Origin of the sequence: Acidithiobacillus sp. HP-11 (genome assembly GCF_015100075.1) — a bacterium.
Lineage (GTDB): Bacteria > Pseudomonadota > Gammaproteobacteria > Acidithiobacillales > Acidithiobacillaceae > Acidithiobacillus > Acidithiobacillus thiooxidans.
Genome location: NZ_JACKYY010000008.1, coordinates 52,304 through 74,279 on the forward strand (window position 1 = coordinate 52,304; position 21,976 = coordinate 74,279).

At 52.9% G+C, this 21,976-nt stretch carries 20 protein-coding genes and 1 tRNA gene; 9 read left to right on the forward strand and 12 right to left on the reverse strand.

Annotation, left to right across the window (positions count from 1 at the left end; translation table 11 throughout):
* Positions 1-56: 56 nt before the first annotated feature.
* The 10 genes from rpsA to mtnA all read right to left on the reverse strand — a co-directional run bounded on the left by rpsA (position 57) and on the right by mtnA (position 12,661).
* Complete coding sequence (gene rpsA / locus H7F08_RS04170; protein ID WP_010638104.1) at positions 57-1,769, reverse strand: 30S ribosomal protein S1; 1,713 nt, start codon at positions 1,767-1,769, stop codon at positions 57-59.
* An 80-nt stretch (positions 1,770-1,849) separates the two neighbouring features.
* Positions 1,850-2,530: a (d)CMP kinase gene (cmk, locus tag H7F08_RS04175; RefSeq protein ID WP_031568464.1), complete on the reverse strand. Its 681-nt coding sequence runs from the start codon at positions 2,528-2,530 to the stop codon at positions 1,850-1,852.
* Complete coding sequence (gene aroA, locus H7F08_RS04180; protein WP_193639956.1) at positions 2,527-3,828, reverse strand: 3-phosphoshikimate 1-carboxyvinyltransferase; 1,302 nt, start codon at positions 3,826-3,828, stop codon at positions 2,527-2,529. Before aroA ends, cmk begins: the two co-directional genes overlap by 4 nt.
* The gene (locus H7F08_RS04185) at positions 3,828-4,709 is read right to left on the reverse strand and encodes a prephenate dehydrogenase (protein ID WP_031568459.1); all 882 of its coding nucleotides are present in this window, start codon (positions 4,707-4,709) and stop codon (positions 3,828-3,830) included. Before H7F08_RS04185 ends, aroA begins: the two co-directional genes overlap by 1 nt.
* Position 4,710: 1 nt before the next feature.
* Entirely contained in the window at positions 4,711-5,727 is a 1,017-nt protein-coding gene (gene aroF / locus H7F08_RS04190; RefSeq protein ID WP_010638097.1) for a 3-deoxy-7-phosphoheptulonate synthase, read from the reverse strand.
* Between the two features lie 4 nt (positions 5,728-5,731).
* Positions 5,732-6,829 (reverse strand): histidinol-phosphate transaminase, encoded by a 1,098-nt coding sequence (gene hisC, locus H7F08_RS04195; RefSeq protein ID WP_031568454.1) that lies wholly within the window; start codon positions 6,827-6,829, stop codon positions 5,732-5,734.
* Complete coding sequence (gene pheA, locus H7F08_RS04200) at positions 6,829-7,911, reverse strand: prephenate dehydratase (protein WP_031568452.1); 1,083 nt, start codon at positions 7,909-7,911, stop codon at positions 6,829-6,831. Before pheA ends, hisC begins: the two co-directional genes overlap by 1 nt.
* An 11-nt stretch (positions 7,912-7,922) precedes the next feature.
* Positions 7,923-9,011 (reverse strand): 3-phosphoserine/phosphohydroxythreonine transaminase, encoded by a 1,089-nt coding sequence (gene serC / locus H7F08_RS04205; RefSeq protein ID WP_031568449.1) that lies wholly within the window; start codon positions 9,009-9,011, stop codon positions 7,923-7,925.
* 3 nt (positions 9,012-9,014) lie between these two features.
* On the reverse strand, positions 9,015-11,555 hold the full coding sequence (gene gyrA / locus H7F08_RS04210) for a DNA gyrase subunit A (RefSeq protein ID WP_031568447.1): 2,541 nt from the start codon (positions 11,553-11,555) through the stop codon (positions 9,015-9,017).
* A gap of 68 nt (positions 11,556-11,623) precedes the next feature.
* A complete protein-coding gene (gene mtnA, locus H7F08_RS04215; RefSeq protein ID WP_031568446.1) occupies positions 11,624-12,661 on the reverse strand; it encodes an S-methyl-5-thioribose-1-phosphate isomerase in 1,038 nt (345 codons plus the stop codon).
* Between the two features lie 150 nt (positions 12,662-12,811).
* On the opposite strand from mtnA, the gene H7F08_RS04220 reads away from it, so the two are divergent.
* Both H7F08_RS04220 and H7F08_RS04225 read left to right on the forward strand, forming a co-directional pair.
* A complete protein-coding gene (locus H7F08_RS04220) occupies positions 12,812-14,026 on the forward strand; it encodes a class I SAM-dependent rRNA methyltransferase (protein ID WP_193639946.1) in 1,215 nt (404 codons plus the stop codon).
* 70 nt (positions 14,027-14,096) lie between these two features.
* Positions 14,097-14,172: transfer RNA gene (locus H7F08_RS04225), tRNA-Thr, on the forward strand.
* Between the two features lie 148 nt (positions 14,173-14,320).
* Here the strand turns inward: H7F08_RS04225 and H7F08_RS04230 are convergent.
* Both H7F08_RS04230 and H7F08_RS04235 read right to left on the reverse strand, forming a co-directional pair.
* Positions 14,321-14,842: a hypothetical protein gene (locus H7F08_RS04230; protein ID WP_193639947.1), complete on the reverse strand. Its 522-nt coding sequence runs from the start codon at positions 14,840-14,842 to the stop codon at positions 14,321-14,323.
* Positions 14,839-15,033, reverse strand: a complete 195-nt coding sequence (locus H7F08_RS04235) for a hypothetical protein (protein WP_193639948.1) — start codon at positions 15,031-15,033, stop codon at positions 14,839-14,841. The genes H7F08_RS04230 and H7F08_RS04235 overlap by 4 nt, the downstream gene beginning before the upstream one ends.
* Before the next feature lie 336 nt (positions 15,034-15,369).
* Between H7F08_RS04235 and H7F08_RS04240 the strand changes: the two genes are divergently transcribed.
* The 7 genes from H7F08_RS04240 to H7F08_RS04270 all read left to right on the forward strand — a co-directional run bounded on the left by H7F08_RS04240 (position 15,370) and on the right by H7F08_RS04270 (position 21,799).
* Complete coding sequence (locus H7F08_RS04240; protein ID WP_193639949.1) at positions 15,370-16,326, forward strand: DUF932 domain-containing protein; 957 nt, start codon at positions 15,370-15,372, stop codon at positions 16,324-16,326.
* A gap of 126 nt (positions 16,327-16,452) precedes the next feature.
* On the forward strand, positions 16,453-17,406 hold the full coding sequence (locus H7F08_RS04245) for a YqaJ viral recombinase family protein (RefSeq protein WP_193639950.1): 954 nt from the start codon (positions 16,453-16,455) through the stop codon (positions 17,404-17,406).
* On the forward strand, positions 17,403-18,266 hold the full coding sequence (locus H7F08_RS04250) for a hypothetical protein (RefSeq protein ID WP_193639951.1): 864 nt from the start codon (positions 17,403-17,405) through the stop codon (positions 18,264-18,266). The genes H7F08_RS04245 and H7F08_RS04250 overlap by 4 nt, the downstream gene beginning before the upstream one ends.
* A 594-nt stretch (positions 18,267-18,860) precedes the next feature.
* Positions 18,861-19,271 (forward strand): hypothetical protein, encoded by a 411-nt coding sequence (locus H7F08_RS04255; protein ID WP_081577270.1) that lies wholly within the window; start codon positions 18,861-18,863, stop codon positions 19,269-19,271.
* 28 nt (positions 19,272-19,299) lie between these two features.
* Entirely contained in the window at positions 19,300-19,737 is a 438-nt protein-coding gene (locus H7F08_RS04260; protein WP_051690683.1) for a hypothetical protein, read from the forward strand.
* A 49-nt stretch (positions 19,738-19,786) separates the two neighbouring features.
* Positions 19,787-21,073 carry a hypothetical protein gene (locus H7F08_RS04265; RefSeq protein WP_140391055.1) on the forward strand — a complete coding sequence of 429 codons (1,287 nt, stop codon included), beginning with the start codon at positions 19,787-19,789 and terminating at the stop codon, positions 21,071-21,073.
* A gap of 66 nt (positions 21,074-21,139) precedes the next feature.
* Positions 21,140-21,799 (forward strand): C39 family peptidase, encoded by a 660-nt coding sequence (locus tag H7F08_RS04270; protein WP_193639952.1) that lies wholly within the window; start codon positions 21,140-21,142, stop codon positions 21,797-21,799.
* The last annotated feature ends 177 nt before the right edge of the window (positions 21,800-21,976 follow it).

Below are 21,976 nucleotides of genomic sequence, written 5' to 3' on the forward strand. Positions count from 1 at the left end.
CAAAAAAAGTGACTCCCCGGACACTCAATAAGGGCATCCCGGGAGCCGTTTCGCGATTAACCCTCTTCTTCCTGCTTGCGCTTGAGTTGCTCTTTAATCAGGTCACCCAGACTGGTGGTACCTGTTGCCGCGCTGCGGGCATACTGCTGGGTAGCAGCCGCCTGTTCTTCAGCACTTGGAGCTACGGCCACATCACGCGCCTTGGTACTCAGGGTCAAGGTGCGGTTTTTACGATCTACGGCGGCAATGGCCACCTCAATCTTGTCACCCGCAGCCAGGGTCTGGCCCTTGTTCAACTCACGCTGCGGCAGGTGGCCTTCAACCCCTTCACCCAGGCGAATTTCCGCGCCACGACCGTCTACGGAAATGACTTCACCTTCTACCAGCGCGCCCTTTTCATTGGCGACGACAAACTGAATGAAAGGATCCGTTTCCATCTGCTTGATGCCAAGACTGATACGTTCACGTTCCGGATCAATGCTGAGCACCACAGCTTCCAGCGTATCGCCTTTCTTGAAATCACGCACAGCTTCTTCACCGGTACGATCCCAGGCCAGGTCGGAAAGATGAATCAGGCCGTCAATTCCACCATCCAGACCCACAAATACACCAAAGTCGGTGATGCTCTTGATCTGGCCGGAGACCCGATCGCCTTTCTGGAAGTTCTGGGCAAAATCATCCCATGGATTAGGCAGACACTGTTTGATACCCAGAGAAATACGGCGGCGCTCTTCGTCAATATCAAGAATCATCACCTCCACTTCCTGACTGACATGCAGGGCCTTGGCCGGATTAATATTCTTGTTGGTCCAGTCGATTTCGGAAACGTGCACCAAACCTTCCACGCCTTCTTCGATTTCAACGAAGGCACCATAATCGGTGACATTGGTGACCTTACCGAAAATGCGGGTGGATTCGGGATAACGACGGGCAATGTCACGCCACGGGTCTTCACCCAACTGCTTCATGCCCAGAGAAATACGGCCCCTTTCGCGGTCGAACTTGAGGACCAGGACACGCACTTCGCCGCCAACGGTAACCACTTCGCTGGGATGTTTGACGCGACGCCAACCCATATCCGTGATATGCAGCAGACCATCAATGCCGCCCAGATCAATAAATGCGCCGTAATCGGTGAGATTCTTCACCACACCGTCGAGGATGGCACCTTCCTGGATGCTTTCCAGCAACACCCCACGTTCAGCGCTTTGTTCCTGCTCAACCACGGCGCGGCGCGACACCACCACGTTGTTACGCTTGCGATCCAGCTTGATGATTTTCATCTCGAGATCTTTGCCTTCGAGATAAGCCACATCACGCACCGGACGGACATCCACCAGTGAACCTGGCAGGAAGGCACGGACACCATCAATGCTGACGGTGAAACCACCCTTGACCTTACCGGTCAGGAAGCCATGTACCACTTCATTGTCATTGAAGGATTTTTCCAGGTCGACCCAGGTCTTGGCACGACGGGCTTTTTCACGCGAAAGACGGGTTTCACCCATACCATCTTCGACCAGTTCCAGACAGACTTCCACCGAGTCACCGACCTTGACTTCGATTTCACCTTCGGCGTTGCGAAACTGCTCGGCAGGAATGGGTCCTTCGGATTTAAGGCCGACGTCGACGATGACAAAATCATTATCCACGCGGGTGACGATGCCGGTGAGCAACTCACCAGGCTTCAGTCCCTGGGTACTCTGGCTTTCTTCAAACATCTCGGCAAAACTGGGTTCAACAAGCATTTCAGCGTTAGGGGTGGTCATAAATTTCAATAGGCCTCATGTACCGGGAGCACCGCAGGTGTCCCTTTTGATTACAGCTCAATGCCAAATCAATGGCGGTTTTAATTCTCCTGCAACGCGGTTTTTACCCACGCCTGCAAGACCGTATAGGTTTCGACGACTGTTTGCGCACTGGTATCCAAAACTCGGGCATCCGCAGCGGGCCGGAGCGGCGCGACACTGCGTTGTTGATCCCGGGCATCCCGTTCTGCAATTTCCGCCACAACGCTCGCGAGATTAGCACTAATCCCCTGTTCCATCAACTGATTGAGGCGTCTTTTACCGCGTTCTTCGGCACTGGCGGTCAAAAAAACTTTCAGCACCGCTTCCGGGAAAACCACCGTACCCATATCCCGACCATCGGCCACCAGACCCGGGGCCCGGGCAAAGTCTCTTTGCCGCTGCAACAAAGCCGTACGCAGGGCTGGGATAACAGCAATTTGCGAAGTCAGTGCGCTGATCTGTGGGGTACGAATAGCCTCGTCCACCGGTTCATCGTGCAGCAGCACCAGGGTCTGGTTGCCATCCCCCCGGAAGCGCAAGGGCAATTCCAGCGCCAGCCGAACCAGGCCGGCTTCATCATCTTTTGCGATTCCTGATCGATCTGCCGCCAGCGCCAGGGCACGATAAATAGCCCCGCTATCCAGCAAGTGCCAGCCGAGATCATGCGCCAGCATGCGTCCCAATGTCCCTTTACCAACGCCGCCCGGCCCATCCAGCGTCACCACAGGAATCCGGCTCATGCGTTAAGAACCTCCAGGCGCAACCCTGCCTGACGCGCCAGCGCCGGAAAACCGGGAAAAGAGGTGGCGACGTTGGCACAATCCAATATTTCAACATCTCCGGAGGCTACCTGCCCGGCCATGGCAAAAGCCATGGCAATGCGATGATCGCCATGACTATCGACCTGCCCACCACAGAGCGTCGAAGGCGTAATCACCGCCCCGTCAGGCTGCTCTTCCACTGCAACACCCAGAGCGCGCAAACCGGCCGCCATCACGGCAATACGGTCACTTTCCTTGACCCGCAATTCTTCAGCCCCCGAAATGGTAGTAGGCGTTTTCGCACAGGCGGCGGCAATAAACAGGGCCGGAAATTCATCAATGGCCAAAGGCACCAAATGGGGTGGAACCTCAATGCCTTGCAGTGGGGCATAACGTACCCGGATATCCGCCACCGGCTCACCGCCAATTTCGCGCAGGGCCGTCAAATCAATCCGCGCCCCCATCCGGGTGAGGATTTCAATGATTCCGGTGCGAGTAGGATTAATGCCTACTCCTTCAAGCAGCAGATCCGAACCCGGGGTAATACTGGCACCCAACAGAAAAAAAGCTGCCGAAGAAATATCGCCGGGTACCTGGATGCGTTGCCCGGTGAGCTGACCGCCACCCTCCAGGCAGGCCCGATTTTCCTGTCGGGATACCGCATAGCCGAAACCTTTCAACATGCGTTCACTATGATCCCGGGTAGGTGCCGGTTCAGTGACGCAGGTTTCGCCCCGGGCATATAGACCCGCCAATAATACAGCGGATTTCACCTGGGCACTGGCAACCGGCATCTCATAATGCAATCCCTGCAAGGGCTTGCCGTGAATATGCAGGGGCGCTTTACCGTCTTGCGACTGAATATCCGCACCCATGGCCGTAAGTGGTTTCAAAACCCGACCCATGGGGCGCTTCTGCAAACTCGAATCACCCACCAGGGTGCTGGCAAAAGCCTGCCCGGCCAACACTCCGGACAGGAGACGCATGGCCGTGCCGGAGTTACCACAATCCAGCGGGACTTGCGGTGCTTTCAGGCCATGCAGACCCACTCCATGAATGCGCAGGTAGCCATTTACCGGTCCTTCCATCTGGACCCCCATGGCCCGAAATGCCGCAATGGTTGCCAGTACGTCTTCGCCCTCCAGGAGCCCTTCTACTTCGGTCACGTTTTCGGCAAGGGCACCGAGAATGACGGAGCGATGGGAAATGGACTTATCTCCCGGAACAGGGAAGCGGCCTTTGAGCGCATTGCCAGGTTTGACGAGGTAGCGGGTAATCATTCAGAAAGCACCGGTGGAAAATGAAATTGTTGGCGAACCGTTTTGCCACGCTCCAGCCAGGTCTGCAGATCAGGTATCGCTTCGTCCGTCAGCAATTGTTCCACCAGACGCAGGTTATCCTGGAACTGTTGTAGTTGCTGACGGACTGCCTGCTGGTTTTCCTGCAGAATGTCGGCCCAAAGTGCGGGGTTTGAATCGACAATGCGCGAGAAATCTCGCAAACCGCCACCCGCCAGATTTTCCAGACCGGGAAACTGCGGCGCCAGTCCGGCCAAATAGATATATGCCAACAAATGCGGCAGGTGACTGGTAGCTGCCAGCGCTGCATCGTGAGCCTGGGGCGACATTTCCTGCACCCCGGCACCCAAGGCCATCCAGAACTGCCGGACTTTGTCCAGCGCCAGCTCATCCGTCCGGCCTGTCAGTGGCGTAAGAACCACTTGTGCAGCACGATACAAGTCTTCACGCGCCGCCGGAAAGCCAGTCATTTCACTGCCGACCACCGGATGACCCGGTACAAAGCGCGCCCCGAAAATTTCCGTAGCCCGGCAGGCAATAGTATTTTTGGTACTGGCCAGATCAGTTATTACCGCAGCAGGGTCTGCCCAGCGCGCAACCTCTGGCAGCTGGGACAGTAAGACTTTGGGCGGAGTGGCCAGCAGGATCAGATCGGCATCCACCAATACCTCCGGCAATTGATGACCCAGTTCAATCCGCCAAGGTTCTGCACTGGACCGCAGAGCGGCTACGGCAGCGGCACTGGGCAACGCGGCATGAATTTGACCCTCATACCCCACAGCGCGCAAGGCCTTGGCAACACTGCCACCCATCAGCCCGAGGCCCACTATGGCCACCCGCTGAAAGGGAATCTCCGGCATCTTACAGTTCGCGCCCTATGGCCGCTGCAACTTTATGCAAATCATCCATCAAGGTCATCAACTGCTGAGGACTGAGTGCCTGATCGGCATCACACCAGGCTTCTTCAGGACAGGGATGAGATTCCACCAGCAAGCCATCGGCTCCAGCGGCAATGGCAGCTTTGGAAAGTGCCGGAACCAGCCAGGACTTACCACCAGCGTGGCTGGGATCGACGATCACTGGCAGGTGGGTTTCCTTCTTGAGTACCGGAATAGCCGTGACATCCAGCACATTCCGGTAGGAAGTCTCGAAAGTACGGATGCCCCGCTCGGCAAAAATGATTTTGTGATTACCATGGGCGGCGATATATTCCGCTGCCATCAACCATTCTTTGACCGTGGCGCTTAGGCCCCGTTTGAGAATGACCGGCACATCCAGACGCCCCACTTCCTTGAGCAGATCAAAATTCTGCATGTTGCGGGTACCAATCTGAATAATATCCACACCTTTTTCCAGAAAAAGGTCGATTTTTCGGACATCCATCAATTCGGTAACAATAGGCAGGCCCACTGCATCAGCAGCCGTCCGGAAATAGTCCAGGCCCTCATCACCAACACCCTGAAAGGTATATGGGCTGGTACGCGGCTTGAAAGCACCACCGCGCATCAGACGGCATCCAGCGGCTTTCACGGCCTCTGCAGCACTGCGCATCTGTTCCGGCGTTTCTACGGAACAGGGGCCGGCAATAATCTGGATTTGTTTACCACCAAAGGGAATTCCCCGCACCTCAACGATGGTATCGGTGGACTTGAATTCACGACTGACCAACTTATAGGGTTTGAGAATGGGCATAACCTGTTCCACTGCGGGTAAGGATTCCAGGGCGCCTTCCGGCAACAAGCGTTCGTCGCCCAGCAGACCCACCACGGTCCGTTCCGAGCCAGTACTGACCATAGGCTGCAGGCCGAATTGGCGAATCCGCTCAAGCAGCTGTTCCATCTGCTCTGCGCTTGCTTGTGGTTTGACGATGACGATCATGGGATTACAGGACCTCGCCCAGCATTTTCAGAAAACGTTGATTTTCCACCGGCAGGCCCACACTCACCCGCAGATGATCCGGCATGCCGTAGGGGCTGAGGGGGCGCACGATCACACCACGCTGTAACAACGCCACATACACGCTCTGCCCTCCTCCCGGTACGGCGAAGGCAGTAAAATTGCCTGCAGGGGGGAGAATTGTCAATCCAAATTTATCCAACCCCTCCGCCAGAACCTGTCTTTCCTGGCGATTGTTGACGCGCGTTGCCTCCAGATGCCGGGTATCAAGCAGGGCGGCATGCGCAGCTACCTGCGCCAGGCTGTTGATATTGAAAGGCTGACGGACGCGTTCAAGCACGGCAATCAGGTCCGGATGCCCCATTCCATAACCACAGCGCAGGCCGGCCAAGCCATAAGCCTTGGAAAAAGTCCGGGTTACCAGCAAATTGCTGAAACGTCCCAGCCATTGGCGACCATCGGGATAATTGTCGTCGTCCATCAGTTCCAGATAGGCCTCGTCGAGAACTACCAGGGCATGCGCCGGAACACTATCAATAAAGGTTTCCAGGGCTGCGCCGGACAATTGCGTGCCGGTTGGATTATTGGGATTGGCGATAAATACCAGCCGCGTCCGCTCGCTGAGCAAGGCCGTCATGGCATCCAGATCATGTCCGTAATTGCGAGCAGGCGCGGTTCGTACCGTCGCACCACTGGCCTGTGCAGCAATGGCATAAGCGGCAAAAGCATATTGCGACACAATCACTTCCGTCCCTGGCCCGGCAAAGGCACGGACCGCCATTTCAATAACCTGATCCGAACCATTTCCAAAAATAAATTGCCGGGGATCCAGGTCATGCATTTGCGCAAGGCGCGCCCGCAGTTCCGGGGCGCCACCTTCTGGATAAAGAGCCAGATCGGGCAATGCGTCACGTATTGCCGCCAGCGCCAACGGACTGGGACCCAGGGGATTTTCATTGGAAGCCAGTTTGATGGCGTCGCGAATGCCCAGTTCGCGTTCCAGTTCAGCCAGAGGTTTGCCGGGTTGATAGGGACGCAAATCCGCCACACCCGGAGCTGCGTACTCCAGAAAATTCAGTGCCATTAAAAAACCGCCTTGGGATAACTTCCCAGACAACGATAAAAAGAAGACTGTGCCGCAAGGGCATCGAGAACCGGAGTTAAGTCGGAATCCTGACAATGTCCCAACAAATCCAGATAAAAAACGTATTCCCAGACCGCCGAACGCGCGGGACGGGATTCTATGCGGGTCAGGCTGATATGCGCATCGGCCAGAGGCGACAGGAGCGCGTGGAGACTTCCCGGCCGATTAATGCCCGCCACCACCAGGCTGGTTTTATCCTGACCAGTGGGACGCGTAAAAATTTTTCCGATGACCAGAAAACGGGTGGTGTTTTCCGGGTTGTCTTCAATGCCTGCCTGCAGGATATTCAGGGCATAAGTTTCGGCAGCTACAGTGGTTGAAATGGCAGCGCTTTGCGGATCCTGGACTGCCCGTTCTGCGGCTACCCCATTACTGGGAACATCCACCAGTTCCACCTGGGGCATATGCATAGCCAACCATTGTCGACACTGGGCGCGGGTCTGGTAATGCACGTAAACCTTGCGGATTTGTTCCATGGGAATATTAGCCACCAGATTATGGACAATGCGTAACTGTACTTCCCCGCAAATTTGCAGGGGATAATCCAGTAACAAATCCAGCGTCAGGTTGACGGAACCTTCCGTACTGTTTTCCACCGGAACCACGCCAAATTGTGCCTGCCCGCCATCCACCATCCGGAAAATTTCAGGGATACTGGCCGTCGGTTGAAAAGATGCTGAACGGCCGAAATGTTTTTGTGCGGCCATCTGCGAGAATGTCCCTGTCGGCCCCAGATAAGCGACTTGCAGGGTTTCTTCCTGAGCCAGTCCTGCCGAAATAATCTCCCGATAAATGCTGGCCACCTGGGCATCTGTAAAAGGTCCGGGATTTTCCTGCATGATCCGTCGCAGGATTTCCGCCTCACGATCAGGATGATAAAAACGGCTTTCGCCCTCGGCGCGCTTGAGTTCACCCACGGCGTGGGCCAGTTGGCCCCGCTCGCTCAGTAACGCCAGAATTTTGCCATCGACCTGATCAATGGCGGCACGCAATTCCACCAGGCTGCGCGGGGATGTTTTCAAAAGCAACGCTCCTAGTTGTGCTTGCGGGCAAAGTCCCGCATGAAATCCACCAACGCCTGCACACCGGTCTCGGGCATGGCATTATAAATGGATGCGCGCATTCCACCCAACAGACGATGACCTTTGAGCTGCAGCAGGTGCTGAAGCTCGGCTTCCTGCAGGAATACCTTGTCCAGATTGGCATTTTTCAGGGTAAAGGGCACATTCATCCAGGACCGGTTACGCGGTTCAATCGGATTGGTATAAAAACCCGCTGATCCGTCTATGGACTGATACAGCAATTCCGCCTTGCGCGCATTGCGTTCGGCCATAGCCTGCAGACCACCGGTCTTTTTTAACCATTTGAACACCAGACCGGCCATATAAATGGCAAATGTGGGCGGGGTATTGTGCATGGAACCTTCTTTGGCCTGCACGGCATAATCCAGCATGGTGGGCGTATTGGCCGGGGCCTGTCCCAGCAAGTCTTCACGCACAATGACCAGGGTCAAGCCAGCCGGACCAATATTTTTCTGGGCACCCGCATAAATCAGCCCGAACCGGCTGACATCCACGGGGCGCGATAAAATATGGGAAGAAGCATCGCTGACCAGCGGAATGTCTCCCAACTCTGGAACAAAGTCGAATTCCACGCCACCAATGGTTTCATTGCCGGCAATATGCACATAAGCAGTGTCTTTGCTGACCTGCCATTCGGACTGGGGCGGTACCAGACGGGCCTGACGATCGGCATTACTCGCAGAAACCTCCACCTCAGCAAAACGCCGCGCCTCATTCAAGGCTTTTTCTGACCAGATGCCGGTCTGCACATAGCTGGCCTTGTGATGCCCACGTAACAAATTGATCGGAACCATGGCAAACTGGAGGGTGGCACCACCTTGCAGAAACAGGACCTTGTAATTTTCCGGGATGTTCATGAGATCACGGAGATCCTGCTCGGCTTCCGCAATAATCTGCATGTAGTCCGCACCACGATGGCTCATTTCCATGACGGAAATACCACGACCATGCCAATCCAGCAGTTCCGCCTGCACTTGCTCCAGCACCGCAGGCGGCAACATGGCAGGACCCGCACCAAAATTATATACCGGCTGATTCATGATTTATTCCTGGGGCAGTTCGGACTGCTCCCCCTCCTCTTCATCTGTCTCTGCAATAAGCGCCAAACCGGCAAGTTGTTCGCCTTCGCCCAAGTTAATCAAACGCACCCCCTGGGCATTACGACCCGTGCGCCGGATGCTGTCCACCGCAATTCGAATCAGGGTGCCGTGGTCGGAGACCAACATCAACTCGTCCCGTTCTGCCACGGCCAGTGCACCAACCACATTCCCGTTGCGTTCATTGGTCTGAATGGCGATGACCCCTTTACCGCCGCGATTGGTCCGTCGATATTCCTCGACCGTGGTGAGCTTGCCATAACCATTGGCTGTTGCTGTCAGTACGATCTGATTCGCATCGACCAGTTCCGCAGAAATCACCCGATCGTTTTCTGCCAGATTAATGCCACGTACACCCCGGGTATTACGCCCCATGGCCCGGACCTTTTCTTCCGGGAAACGGACCGCCATGCCGTGACGGGTAAAGAGCATGACTTCGCGTTGCCCATCGGAGAGGCAGACGCTCACCAGACGATCTCCATCATCGAGATTGATGGCGTTAATACCCTGACTGCGCGGTCGGGAATAATCCATGACCGGGGTTTTTTTGACGACCCCATGGGCAGTCACCATGCACACAAATTGTCCTTCCGTAAAATCGCGCACCGCCAACACCGCAGTAATATGTTCGGTGGGAGCCAGCGACAGCAGATTTACAATCGGCTTGCCCTTGGCACCGCGACCCGCCTGGGGTAACTGATAAATTTTTTGCCAGAACACCTTGCCGAGGTTACTGAAAAACAGGCAGTAGGCATGGGTAGAAGCGCAGAACATCCGCTCCACGAAGTCTTCTTCCTTGGTGGTCGTCGCCATTTTTCCCTTACCACCGCGACGCTGGGCATTAAATACGGTGACCGGTTGGGCTTTGATGTAACCGGCATGGGTGAAGGTCACCACCATTTCTTCTTCGGCAATGAGATCTTCATTGGAAATATCGCCGGTATCGGCCACAATTTCACTCCGTCGGACATCACCGTACTGATCAAGAATGGCGACCAGCTCTTCGCGAATGACTTCCATCAAGCGCACATGGGACCCGAGAATCTCCAGTAATTCCTTAATGCGATCCAGCAAACCCAGGTACTCATCACGGATTTTATCCTGCTCCAGACCGGTCAGCCGATGCAGACGCAAGTCGAGAATGGCCTGTGCCTGGGTTTCGGAAAGGTGATAACCATCAGCCTGCATCCCGTCAGAGGGTTCGCCACGCTCGGTAAGCAGGGAAGCCACCATCCCCGGCTCCCAAACCCGCTCCAGCATTTTGGCCTTGGCCTCGGCTGGATTGGCCGCTGCGCGAATCAGACTGATGAGCGGATCGAGGTTGACCAGAGCCACCGCCAGACCTTCCAGAATATGGGCACGATCACGGGCTTTTTTCAGTTCAAAAATGGTGCGGCGGGTTACTACTTCCCGACGATGCTGAATGAAGGCATCAAGCAGTTCACGTAAACCCAAAGTCCGGGGCGCGCCGTCGAGCAAAGCCACCATGTTGATATTAAAAACGCTTTGCATGGCCGTATGCTGGAACAGATTATTGAGCACCACATCGGCATTGGCATCGCGCTTTAGCTCAATGGCAATGCGCATACCTGACTTATCCGACTCATCGCGCAGGTCACTGATGCCTTCCAGACGCTTTTCCTTGACCATTTCGGCAATGCGTTCAATCAGGCGGGCCTTGTTCACCTGATAGGGCAATTCCGTAACAATAATGCTCTGCCGATTGGTTTTTTTGTCCGTTTCAAATTCGCTACGCGCACGCATGACTACGCGGCCACGACCACTGCGGTATGCTTCAATACTGCCAGCCCGGCCAAGAATGTAGCCGGCAGTCGGGAAATCGGGTGCAGGCACCAGATCGAACAAAGCTTCATCAGAGGTCTGCGGATCATCCACCAAGGCCAGACAGGCATTGATGATTTCCGTCAGGTTGTGGGGGGGGATGTTGGTGGCCATACCCACCGCAATCCCGGCCGAACCGTTGATGAGCAGGTTTGGGATCCGTGCTGGCATGACCAGCGGTTCCCATTCTTTCTCGTCGTAATTGGGGCCAAAATCCACCGTTTCTTTTTCCAGATCGGCGAGCATTTCATGGGCAATGCGCGACATGCGCACTTCGGTATAACGCATGGCCGCCGGACTATCACCATCTACCGAACCAAAGTTACCCTGCCCGTCAATAAGGGGATAGCGCATGGAAAAGTCCTGAGCCATGCGCACCATGGTGTCATATACGGCAGTATCTCCGTGCGGATGATATTTACCAATGACATCACCCACCACGCGGGCAGATTTTTTGTAGGGCTTGTTCCAGTCGTTATTCATCTCGTGCATGGCAAAAAGCACCCGACGATGTACTGGTTTCAGGCCATCGCGGGCATCAGGAAGCGCCCGCCCGACAATTACACTCATGGCGTAATCGAGGTAGGACTGGCGCATTTCCTTTTCGAGACTGACGGGAATGGTTTCTTTGGCGAACTCTATCATCTGGAGACCGGATATCCTTGATTATTTTAACGCGGCATTATGCCACAACAGGATGCTGTCTGCATGTTTCAGCCACGCAGATTGGCAAGACTGTGCAGGTAGTCCGGCCGGGCCACCCCTTTTTCGGTAATAATCGCCGTGATGAGAGCAGCGGGGGTGACATCAAAAGCCGGATTCCGCACTTTAACACCCGCTGGAGCCACATCATGACCCGCACACTGCCGGACTTCGCTGTCCGGACGCTCTTCAATAATGATTCCTTCTCCGGCGGGCATGGCGAAATCTACCGTACTTAAGGGCGCTGCCACATAAAAGGGAATCTGATGATATTGCGCCAATACTGCGAGACTATAGGTTCCGATTTTATTGGCTGCATCACCATTGGCGGCAATCCGGTCAGCGCCCACGATCACTGCCTGAATAAGCCCCTGCTGCATGAGATAAGCCGCTGCACTATCCGCATTCAGGTGAAAGGGAATGCCGTCCTTCTGGAGTTCCCAGGCGGTCAGGCGCGCACCTTGCAACCAGGGCCGGGTTTCGTCGGCATACACCTGCAGTTGTTTTCCGGCAGAAATGCCCGCCCGGATGACGCCCAGCGCCGTACCATAGCCCCCCGTGGCCAGACTCCCGGTATTGCAGTGCGTGAGGATGCCGCCCTGCTCGGGCAACAAGGCGGCGCCATGGCGACCCATCTGTTGATTGTCGGCGATGTCCTGTTCCAGCAAGTCATGGGCGGCCTGCAGCAATAATGCCGCAGCCCGGTCAACAGCCCTTTCACCTTGCGCCAGCTTTAATTGACGATCTGTTGCCCAGGCTAAATTGACGGCGGTGGGCCGCGCCGCCTTGATTTCCGCTGCTGCTCCTGCCAAACGCTGCTGCCAGTCAGAAAATTGCCGCATTTCCTGCACAGCCAATGCCATGGCATAAGCCGCCGTCACGCCAATAGCCGGTGCCCCGCGTACTACCATTTGCGTAATGGCCACAGCCACCTCGCGATAGTCACCCAGCTGCAACCAGATTTCCTGTTGTGGTAACAAGCGCTGATCGAGCAGGCAAAGCTGCTGGTCTTCCCAACGAATGGCACGAATATTATCGACTATAGGCACAGAGAATCTCCTGAGTGGCGGGCTTTGGACGGCGCCGGATAAAATACACGGCGCGCTCAATATACGGATCAACGAAATACCTGTAAAATGCAGGACCTTACCCGCCCCCGAAATGCCGGGGCAACTTTCCTTTTCCTATAGGTTTTGATCATGTCTGCCACCCACCATTACCCTGTTCTGCGCTTGCGCCCCAAGGAAGACCGCCGTTTGCGTGCCGGTCATCTCTGGATTTACAGCAACGAAGTCGACGTCACCAAAACGCCTCTGCATGGAATGATCCCCGGCAGTATCTGCAGAATAGAAGATGCCCAGGGTAAAGCCATCGGCCTGGCGCATATCAATCCGCACACCCTCCTTTGCGGGCGCCTCCTCAGCCGTGATCCCCACCTACTGATTAATGAAGCATTTTATCAGGAACGCTTGCACCAGGCGTTGCGCATGCGTGAAAAATTGTTTTCCGCGCCTTTTTACCGATTGGTGCATGGCGAGGGAGATGGCCTGCCCGGCCTGATTATTGATCGCTATGAAGATACCTTGGTCATACAGCCTGGCAGCCTGGGTATGGATCGGGACATCGCCCTGGTTGCCAACGCCCTGCAAGCACTTTTACACCCCACGGGCATACTATTAAAAGCGGGCGGCACGGCGCGGCGTCTGGAAGGTTTGGAAGATCGGGTAGAGGTTCTATTCGGACAGGTCCCGGAGCGTCTGCAGATTTGGGAGAATGATTGCTTATTTGAGATGGATCCGCGCGGCGGTCAAAAAACCGGATGGTTTTACGACCATCGCGCCAATCGTCGTCGCCTGCTGAGTTATGCCCCCGGTAGGCGCGTTCTGGATTGCTTTGCCTATCTCGGCGCTTTCAGCATTCCCTTGGCCAAGGCCGGAGCGCTTGAAGTCACCGCAGTAGACAGCTCGGCACCCGCTCTGGCCCTGCTGGAAGAAAATGCCCGGCGCAATGCGGTAGCCCCTATTCGCATCATGCACGATGACGCCATGGAAGCTTTGGCCCGACTTCGGGACCGTGGTGAGCAGTTTGATTTGATCGTCCTCGACCCCCCGGCATTGATCAAATCCAAAAAGGATTTCAAGGAAGGCAGTATTGCCTACCGACGCTTCAATGATCTGGCCATGCGCCTGCTCGCGCCGGGCGGAATTCTGTTCACGGCCTCCTGCTCCCATCATCTCAACCGCGAGACGCTGCTCGGCCAGATTGCCTTTGGGGCGCAAAGAGGCGATTACGCCATTATCGGCGAAGGCACCCAGGACATGGATCATCCCATCCATCCCGCTGTGCCCGAAAGCAGCTATTTGAAAGGTTTTTACATACATCGACGGGAATTGATTGCAGACGAACCGGAGTAATTTTCACGATGGGGCGGGTACGGGGTGGATTCTTGTCGCGCTGCCCCATGACAGGTACAATCGCGCCCACGCCGTTGTAGCTCAGTCGGTAGAGCAACTGATTCGTAATCAGTAGGTCAGAGGTTCGATTCCCCTCAACGGCACCATAAAAACAGGCGCTTAGGATTTTTCCCAAGTGCCTTTTTCATTGCTGGTAGACGCATAGTAGACGTTTGCAGTCCAACCCAGTACTACCATGTGATAGTTGATGCAACATCCTACTTATTGAATACCAAATTTACATCCCAGTTAGGCTCAATCAAGAATAAAAATGAGCTTGGCGCACTTTTCATTATGAAGCTTAGCCTTCCAGGCCAGTACCAACAATTTCCAGCGCTTAATATAACTTTCTGCATATTCCTTGCTAAGCCATGGAGCATCCTCCTCGTTGTATAGCAACCACTGATCTTCGATATCATAACGCCCCAGAAACTTGCCATCCAATGTGAGAAGGAAAAAATCAGGAGGCACTTTAAAATCTAAAGATTCTATTCCAGTTATTATCCAGCCAGTCTCTGATTCATCACCAATCAAACCTTCTTCATGCATTGTTTCTCCAAGCCAATTAACAACGTGATAAGTTTCGGTTTGGTTGTTTTTAACTACAGCATGGGGTGAGAACGCTTCCCACCACTCTCTAGTTTGACACAAGAAATTACGATCTTCACTTTCTATCATTTTAGAATAGAAAGTGTTTACCCCACTCCAGACATTTCTGTCAACATCTGAAAGCTGATAAATTTCATAGTCCAAGCTATCGTCATATTCATAACTCATTTCAAAACCTCCTGCATACGTTTTTCCAGTTCTTTGAGTTCTATCCACTTCTGCATGTTGGGGACTTGCCCCTGCTTCATCCAGCCATGCAAGGTGGATACTGATATCTTCAGCTCTCGGGCCACAAAGGTGGGTCCTCCGAGCTTATGCACCAATTGATGCAGTTCGTTGGGTGTTTCTGTAATCGTCATATTTAACTCCATATCAATAAAGGTTAATCAAGGGCCACGATTTCAACTGTGAGCTTCGTGGTATTGCAGAGCAATTTTAGTATGGTCACCCTGCGCTTTTTGAGCTTCGTGGAAGATTATTCCAACCTTCCTTTTATCTCCCTGTAATTTTAGCGTGTCAGCTTTATCCGCTTCTATTTAGAAGAATATCCGGTTCCTTGGTATAAGAAGCATGGAGCAATAATGCTCATTTTACTGAGGGCTATATCATGGGTTTTTTATGCGCGTTGCGCTTCTGGTTGAAACTGGCGCTGCAAGTGCTGGAACATTTATTGGAACGCATTTAAGGAGATCATCATGGCACATTTAGTTGAGAACATGGCTTTTGTACGGGAAACCCCCTGGCACGGTTTGGGGAATCGGTTACCCGATAAACAGCCCTTGGAAGTTTGGCTGGAAGCGGCTGGCATGGATTGGGAGATCAAAACCACGGACGTACTCTTTCGGGTGGGGAACGGCAGCAATTTCAATGTGCATCCCAACCCTGACGCCAAGGTGCTGTATCGGTCGGACACGCTGGCTCCCTTATCGGTAGTCTCTCCCCGTTACAAGGTAGTCCAACCGAAAGAGATTCTGGAATTCTACCGGGATCTGGTGTCACTGGGTGGCTTTGAACTGGAAACGGCGGGTGTTCTTAAAGACGGTAAAAAGCTCTGGGCGCTTGCCAGAACTGGGGAAGAAACCCTACTCAAGGGCGGTGACCGCGTGAAAGGGTATTTGCTGCTGGCCACCAGCTGCGATGGCACGCTGGCTACAACAGCCCAATTTACTTCCGTTCGGGTGGTCTGCAATAACACGCTGCAACTGGCCACCAATGATCGTGTCGGTGCTATCAAGGTTCCGCATTCCACGCAGTTTGATCCGGATGTGGTCAAGAATGCCTTGGGTGTGGGTGCGTCGGCTTGGGATACTTTTGAAGAACAGGCAAAGGCGTTATCCAGCCGGAAGGTCAACCGCATTGATGTAACGGCCTATCTCATCAATGTCCTGGGAGATCGCCATGCCCCCATAGCGGAACAGCCCAATGAAAAAGCCTTGAAAGCCGTCGTTGATTTGTATGCGGGTCAGGGTAAAGGCAGCACCCTCAGTTCTTCTGAAGGTACAGCCTGGGGATTGGTCAATGCCGTCACGGAATATGTGGACCATCACCGCCGGGCACGCAGTCGGGATAACCGATTGGATTCAGCCTGGTTTGGTCAGGGTGCCAGCATCAAGGAAAAAGCCTGGATGGAGGCGTTAAAGCTTGTGGCCTGAGTTTTCAGGATTCACCCACAAGGATTTTTCTGTCGGCAGTTCTTACAAACCCCATACCCCCTACCGGGATCTCCGGTAGGGGCATTTTTGTGGGTCTTTTCATTTTCAATTTAAGTGGAGGTTGTTATGAGCGCAGTCCGTTTGGTATCCACCAAGGCCATGAGCCGTGAAGAATGGCTCCAGTGGCGTAATCGGGGGATTGGCAGCAGTGATGCCCCAGTCGCGGTTGGGGTATCCCGTTACAAATCCCCGCTGGAATTGTGGCTGGAAAAAACTGGGAAAAAGGAACCTGATGATTTATCCAGTAAAGATGTCGTGTTCTGGGGCACCACATTAGAACCCATTGTCGCGCAGGTCTATGCCGAAAGAACCGGCAAGAAAGTACGTAGAGTCAATGCCGTCCTGCAGCATCCCGACTACCCATACATGCTCGCCAATCTGGATCGGATTGTGGAGGGTGGCGGAATACTGGAAATCAAAACGGCAGGCCTACGCAGTCAGGGACAATGGGAAGAAGGTGTTCCCTTGGCCTATCAAATCCAGGTTCTGCATCAACTGGCTGTGACGGGAAAAAGTTGGGCTGATGTCGCGGTCCTGATCGGTGGTCAGGAATTCCGGATCTACCGTATAGAGCGGGATGAAACCCGCATTACGCAACTGCTGGAACTGGAAACAGTCTTCTGGAACCACGTAGTCCGCAATACTCCACCGGAAGCGGATGGTTCTGATTCCAGTCACCGTGCTTTGGCTCTTCTGTATCCCCAGAACAGCACCACGCTGGTGGATTACAGTGAAAAGCCGGAAATGAATGCCCTATTCAAGGCTCTCATTGACGCAAGACAACGCAGCAAATTGGCAGAGCAACAGGAAGCGTTACTGGAACAGCGCATCAAGGAAGCCATTGGCGATGCCGAAGGTGCCTTGCTCAGCCAAGGCAAGGCCCTCTGGAAATGTAGCAAACCCAGCCGAACTCTGGACACCAAAAGACTGGCTCAGGAACAGGCTGATCTCATTGCGCCCTACTGGATAGAAAAACCAGGTAGCAGGCGCTTCACCTTACAAACAGGAGAACCATCATGATTAAAGGACTCGCTATCACCCCTCCGGTCATAGGCCGGATCGCCATCGGCAAAGTCGTCGAGAAAAACGGCAAGCGTCTTCCCGAGAAGGATGATGCTTTTACTATCACTACGCAGGTACAGCACAAAGGCGAATGGATACTGCACCCCCTGCACAACACACTACTGGCTCAACAGGAAGGCGGGAAGCTCCGAAGTATACCGGTTAACCTGCTTTTCAATGACCCGGACCTGAATCTACGGGCTGAATACAGCTTGTTTGATCGCAAAACTGGACGACCGCTTTGTGTGGGAAATGGCGAAGTGGCCAGACGCAGCACCCAGGAAGGATATAAAACCATCACCTGTCCCGGTCCCCAGAATTGTGCGCTGGGTGCAGAGTTGGGCTGCAAACCCTATGGGCGATTGAATGTGCAGATTGAAGGACAGGAGGATGATCTGGGCAGCTTCATGTTCCGCACTACCGGCTACAATTCTATCCGGACACTGGCAGCACGTTTACAGTATCTCAACGCTGTCAGTGGTGGCAGAGCACGGTATCTGCCGCTGTCCCTGAAGCTCAGAGCAAAAAGTACCACCCAGTCCCATCGGGCACCAGTCTACTACGTGGACATTACGACAAGGGACGGCATAAACTCCCAACAGGCGCTGAAGCAGGCCAGGGAACAAGCGGATCAGTCCATGGAATCCATGGACGCTCTGGAAACAGCAGCTAAATTGGGACTCAGCAACGGGGCCTTTGAAGAAACGGAAGATGAGGGCATTGATGTGGTGGAAGAGTTCTTTCCGGTGCAGCAGGAAGATCAGCAGGCGGAAGAAGTGCCTGCGTTGACCGCCATGGAGACGCGCCGCGTGGGATGATGCGTAAACACCCTCGAGCGAAAGACTCAAGGGTGTTTTTTTAGCTGCATGCAGAAATTAAAATGGCATAACGTGTTTAACGGCGAAAGGATGGCAGATGAAGGTCTGATAAAGACTAGAAGTGGTGGTACCCCGGCACTCTATTAGATTAGTAAATGTCTCCTTGTAAAGCCGGGAGCATTAGTTCATGCGCCACTCAAAGCGGCATAAAACTGGGACACCAACGCGGCTACTCAGTTTTGCGCCACCATAGGGTGGCCCGAGTTAGCTCCGTATGTTTACAGTGATTCACTCCTGTCATCTTCCTCGCCATGAATCGGGTTTTGTGTTCAAAATTCACTAACGCATGAGCATTGCCTGTAACAAAAACATTACAATCGTGATGAATGAAGCTTTTCTCATGTTTACATTATGTTTTTTACAAAAAATGAGCCTTTTCCGCAAATAGTCCTACAAGGATGTATCGGACGTATAACAAACACACTAGGTAGCATCCTTGAAATATTATTTAACCTACTAATAACTATAGACTTTATACTCAGGTACGATAAATGCTAAACGGATAGTAAAACTTCTCTTACTGGTGCAGCTGATATGAACGCAACCGATTGGAGCACAGCATTTAGAACAAAGAGCTCAATAATATTGATTAGCTTGTTATGCGGCTCACTCTTTGTAGGTATTGCCCAAGCGGAAGGTGCCGCGCATAAATCGGGCAGATTGCAAACAACGTATTCACTCATCCAACAAAGCAATATTCAAAGCCCAACTCTGAAAATCGGTAAGCAGGCGTGGATCCTCGGGAGCGCGGGCACATTGTCTAACCACATGCTAGCAGAGGTTTCTGGTAAGGGTGTTCCTGCCAATTTGCCTTCTGTTAGTCACGATAATAACAGCGTCGTTCTGTGGGACGAAATGGAAACCCACTCCGGGGAAGGGAAAAGTACTATTGAAACGGGTGGGGCAAATAACCAGCAGATACTCAGCATTACTGCAAATCGGTGACAGGATTTTGCATCAAGGAGTGAAGAGGATGAAACCAATAACGCCAGGGTTACTCGTTGGATTGCTTCTGACCCTCACCAGCTATTCGATGAACGCTGTAGCGCTGCCCGAACAAACTTTCAATAACAATCAGACAAGCAGTGTGATTAGTGGTAGTGCATTTGCAAACAGCAACGGCGTTGTTGCCATCAATCAGGCTGCCGGCGTGGCTAATGCCCAGGCCAATAGCGTTAGTATCATAATGGGAGCCAATAAACCTGTTAACAACAGCATTCTGGCGCAGAGTGTAACTTCTGAACCCGACCAAATAGCCACGTCGCAATTAAAGAATTTGAATTCTGTGTCCATTAGTGCCACAGCGTTCAAGGGAGCTGAAGGCATTGCCCAAATCAATCAAGTAGCTGGTTCAGGCAATGCTTCGGCAAACAGCTTCACTCTCGGGATAGCGCCCGGGGTGATTCACTAGTAAGTAGAGACCTTACAACTACTGTTCTACTTCACTTCAGGAGAATATCATGAAAATCTCGACTAGGTTAAGCCCTGTTGCCATTGCTGTTGCGGCTCTTTGCCTCTCTCCGCTGGCCTTTGCAGACTCAAGCTCTTCAGCCGTAAGCAATAGCTTGCAAAACTCTCACTTAAATGTAGGGCGCATGAAATATGATTCACCTACTACCGCAACAGTTGATGGCAGTGTTTTACAAAATGCCTCTGGCAACCTATCACTGAACGTTGCTTCCGGCCTCCAGAATCAGCAAAGCAATGCTGCCGCCATTACTAATGACAGCAGTAATGGGAGAACGAAAAATCAGCATGCTGTAGCAGCGAATAGCCAAGACACATATTTTAATTATGACACCCAGATTAGTGATACTTCAGATGATGCTTCGCTCTCTGGAAATGCAATGCGCGGAGCCAGTGGCAACATAAATAGCAACATTGCCTCTGGAGTTTTTAATCAGCAACATAATGGATTGGCAATTGTTTCCGGCAAAGATGGAATGGCGGATGCGTCTTCGGCCAATTCGCAAATGTCCTCAATGTATTCCCTAGAAAACTACTATATGACCAACAATGCCGGTCTGTCAGGTTATGCTCTGAGCGGTGCGACTGGTAATGTTGGGGCGAATATTGCTTCGGGAATGGGTAATCAACAGAGTAACAACCTGAGCGTTGCATCGGTAAAGAAGGGCTCTGCCAATGCAGCAATCGGAAGCCTACAGGGATTAACAGGCGCCCCAGCTCCGGCTCCAGAAACCAGCAATCCACAATATGTTATTTCAACCGACCTGGACAACAACGCCAGCATTTCTGGTAATGCTCTTACTGGAGCATCAGGAAATGTAGGCGTCAACATCGCATCAGGCGACATCAATCAACAGGCAAATAATACCGCCATCAGCCGTTCAGGTGGGGGCAGCATGGCCACAGCTGTTGCTGCGGCGGGACAACAAATGACCTATCTTGATCCCACTGATACTGGGGTTCAGGATTCAGCAACGATCAACGGTCATGCAGGGCAAGGTGCCAGCGGTAACATTGCCCTTAATGTCGCGGCTGGAGCAGAAAACCAACAGCAGAATGGGCTGGCCATGGCTGTAGCTTCCAATGCGGCTATGGGCACTGCTACGGCGCCTGTGGAACAGGTCGCTGACTTCAATGGTGGGAATAGCGCTTGTTCTGACTACAACAGCACTGTGAGCGGCTATACACTTACTGGTGCAACGGGCAATATTAGCCTGAATGTTGCTTCAGGTAACGGTAACCAACAGACCAATACGTTAGCAATTGCCAGCTCGCAATAACTGATGAAGACTTTGCCACCCCCTCTGGGGGTGGCGTTTACAAGAGTTCATTAGGAGGCTGATGCTATGTTGCGTTCTGACGCTATTCGTCCATTAATTTTATCCAGCTTGATTGTGGCGACCTTCTGTTCTCTCTCCCTAAGTAACGATGCCAGGGCAGCAGCCTTCGGCGGCATCATTCCTGGGGCTGGAGTGATTCATATGCCCGTCACCAATATGATAGCCATGCATTTTATTCATGTAGTTCGTCAACATACAGATTTTTCCTGTGGGGCTGCTTCCTTGGCCACCATCCTAAAATATGCATTTGGTCAGAATGTTGACGAAGAGGAGGTCATCAAGGGCCTTTTCACCGTGAGCAATCCGGCAGAAGTCAAAAAAGTTGGCTTTTCCATGCTTGATCTCAAAAAATACGTCGACAAAATCGGGCTGAAAGGTGAAGGCTATATCGTCACCCCCTCAGAACTAGAAAAAATACATATTCCCGTTATTGTTCTTTTGGATCTTGGGGGCTACAAACATTTTGTCGTCCTTGAGAAAACGACTAAAAAGCATGTCTACCTAGCTGATCCGGCATTAGGTAATCGCATTATGCCCATAAAAATATTTATCAAAGACTGGAACAAAATTGTTTTTGCCGTTTTCGGCAAAGGTTTTGAACCTCACACGGTGCTCCTGACGCCACCAGAACCACCTAGCAGCTTGTCGGACTTTCATTTTGCCTAAAATTATCGTATAATTACTTACGATTCAATGTGATGAGTGATTTTATGGCCCACTTCCTCGATACTGACCGCAAGACTGATTATCTTCTGCCCCCTTCCATGGACGACTGGCTCCCAGAAGGGCACCTGGCCCGCTTTATTGTGGAAGCTGTCTCTTATACACATCTCCGAGCCCACG

What these genes read in the sequence shown, in the direction of transcription:
- rpsA (WP_010638104.1), bottom strand. Translation starts at nt 1,769, where the DNA reads ATGACCACCCCTAACGCTGAAATGCTTGTTGAACCCAGTTTTGCCGAG.
- cmk (WP_031568464.1), bottom strand. Translation starts at nt 2,530, where the DNA reads ATGAGCCGGATTCCTGTGGTGACGCTGGATGGGCCGGGCGGCGTTGGT.
- H7F08_RS04185 (WP_031568459.1), bottom strand. Translation starts at nt 4,709, where the DNA reads ATGCCGGAGATTCCCTTTCAGCGGGTGGCCATAGTGGGCCTCGGGCTG.
- aroF (WP_010638097.1), bottom strand. Translation starts at nt 5,727, where the DNA reads ATGATCGTCATCGTCAAACCACAAGCAAGCGCAGAGCAGATGGAACAG.
- hisC (WP_031568454.1), bottom strand. Translation starts at nt 6,829, where the DNA reads ATGGCACTGAATTTTCTGGAGTACGCAGCTCCGGGTGTGGCGGATTTG.
- serC (WP_031568449.1), bottom strand. Translation starts at nt 9,011, where the DNA reads ATGAATCAGCCGGTATATAATTTTGGTGCGGGTCCTGCCATGTTGCCG.
- gyrA (WP_031568447.1), bottom strand. Translation starts at nt 11,555, where the DNA reads ATGATAGAGTTCGCCAAAGAAACCATTCCCGTCAGTCTCGAAAAGGAA.
- H7F08_RS04220 (WP_193639946.1), top strand. Translation starts at nt 12,812, where the DNA reads ATGTCTGCCACCCACCATTACCCTGTTCTGCGCTTGCGCCCCAAGGAA.
- H7F08_RS04230 (WP_193639947.1), bottom strand. Translation starts at nt 14,842, where the DNA reads ATGAGTTATGAATATGACGATAGCTTGGACTATGAAATTTATCAGCTT.
- H7F08_RS04235 (WP_193639948.1), bottom strand. Translation starts at nt 15,033, where the DNA reads ATGACGATTACAGAAACACCCAACGAACTGCATCAATTGGTGCATAAG.
- H7F08_RS04240 (WP_193639949.1), top strand. Translation starts at nt 15,370, where the DNA reads ATGGCACATTTAGTTGAGAACATGGCTTTTGTACGGGAAACCCCCTGG.
- H7F08_RS04245 (WP_193639950.1), top strand. Translation starts at nt 16,453, where the DNA reads ATGAGCGCAGTCCGTTTGGTATCCACCAAGGCCATGAGCCGTGAAGAA.
- H7F08_RS04250 (WP_193639951.1), top strand. Translation starts at nt 17,403, where the DNA reads ATGATTAAAGGACTCGCTATCACCCCTCCGGTCATAGGCCGGATCGCC.
- H7F08_RS04255 (WP_081577270.1), top strand. Translation starts at nt 18,861, where the DNA reads ATGAACGCAACCGATTGGAGCACAGCATTTAGAACAAAGAGCTCAATA.
- H7F08_RS04260 (WP_051690683.1), top strand. Translation starts at nt 19,300, where the DNA reads ATGAAACCAATAACGCCAGGGTTACTCGTTGGATTGCTTCTGACCCTC.
- H7F08_RS04265 (WP_140391055.1), top strand. Translation starts at nt 19,787, where the DNA reads ATGAAAATCTCGACTAGGTTAAGCCCTGTTGCCATTGCTGTTGCGGCT.
- H7F08_RS04270 (WP_193639952.1), top strand. Translation starts at nt 21,140, where the DNA reads ATGTTGCGTTCTGACGCTATTCGTCCATTAATTTTATCCAGCTTGATT.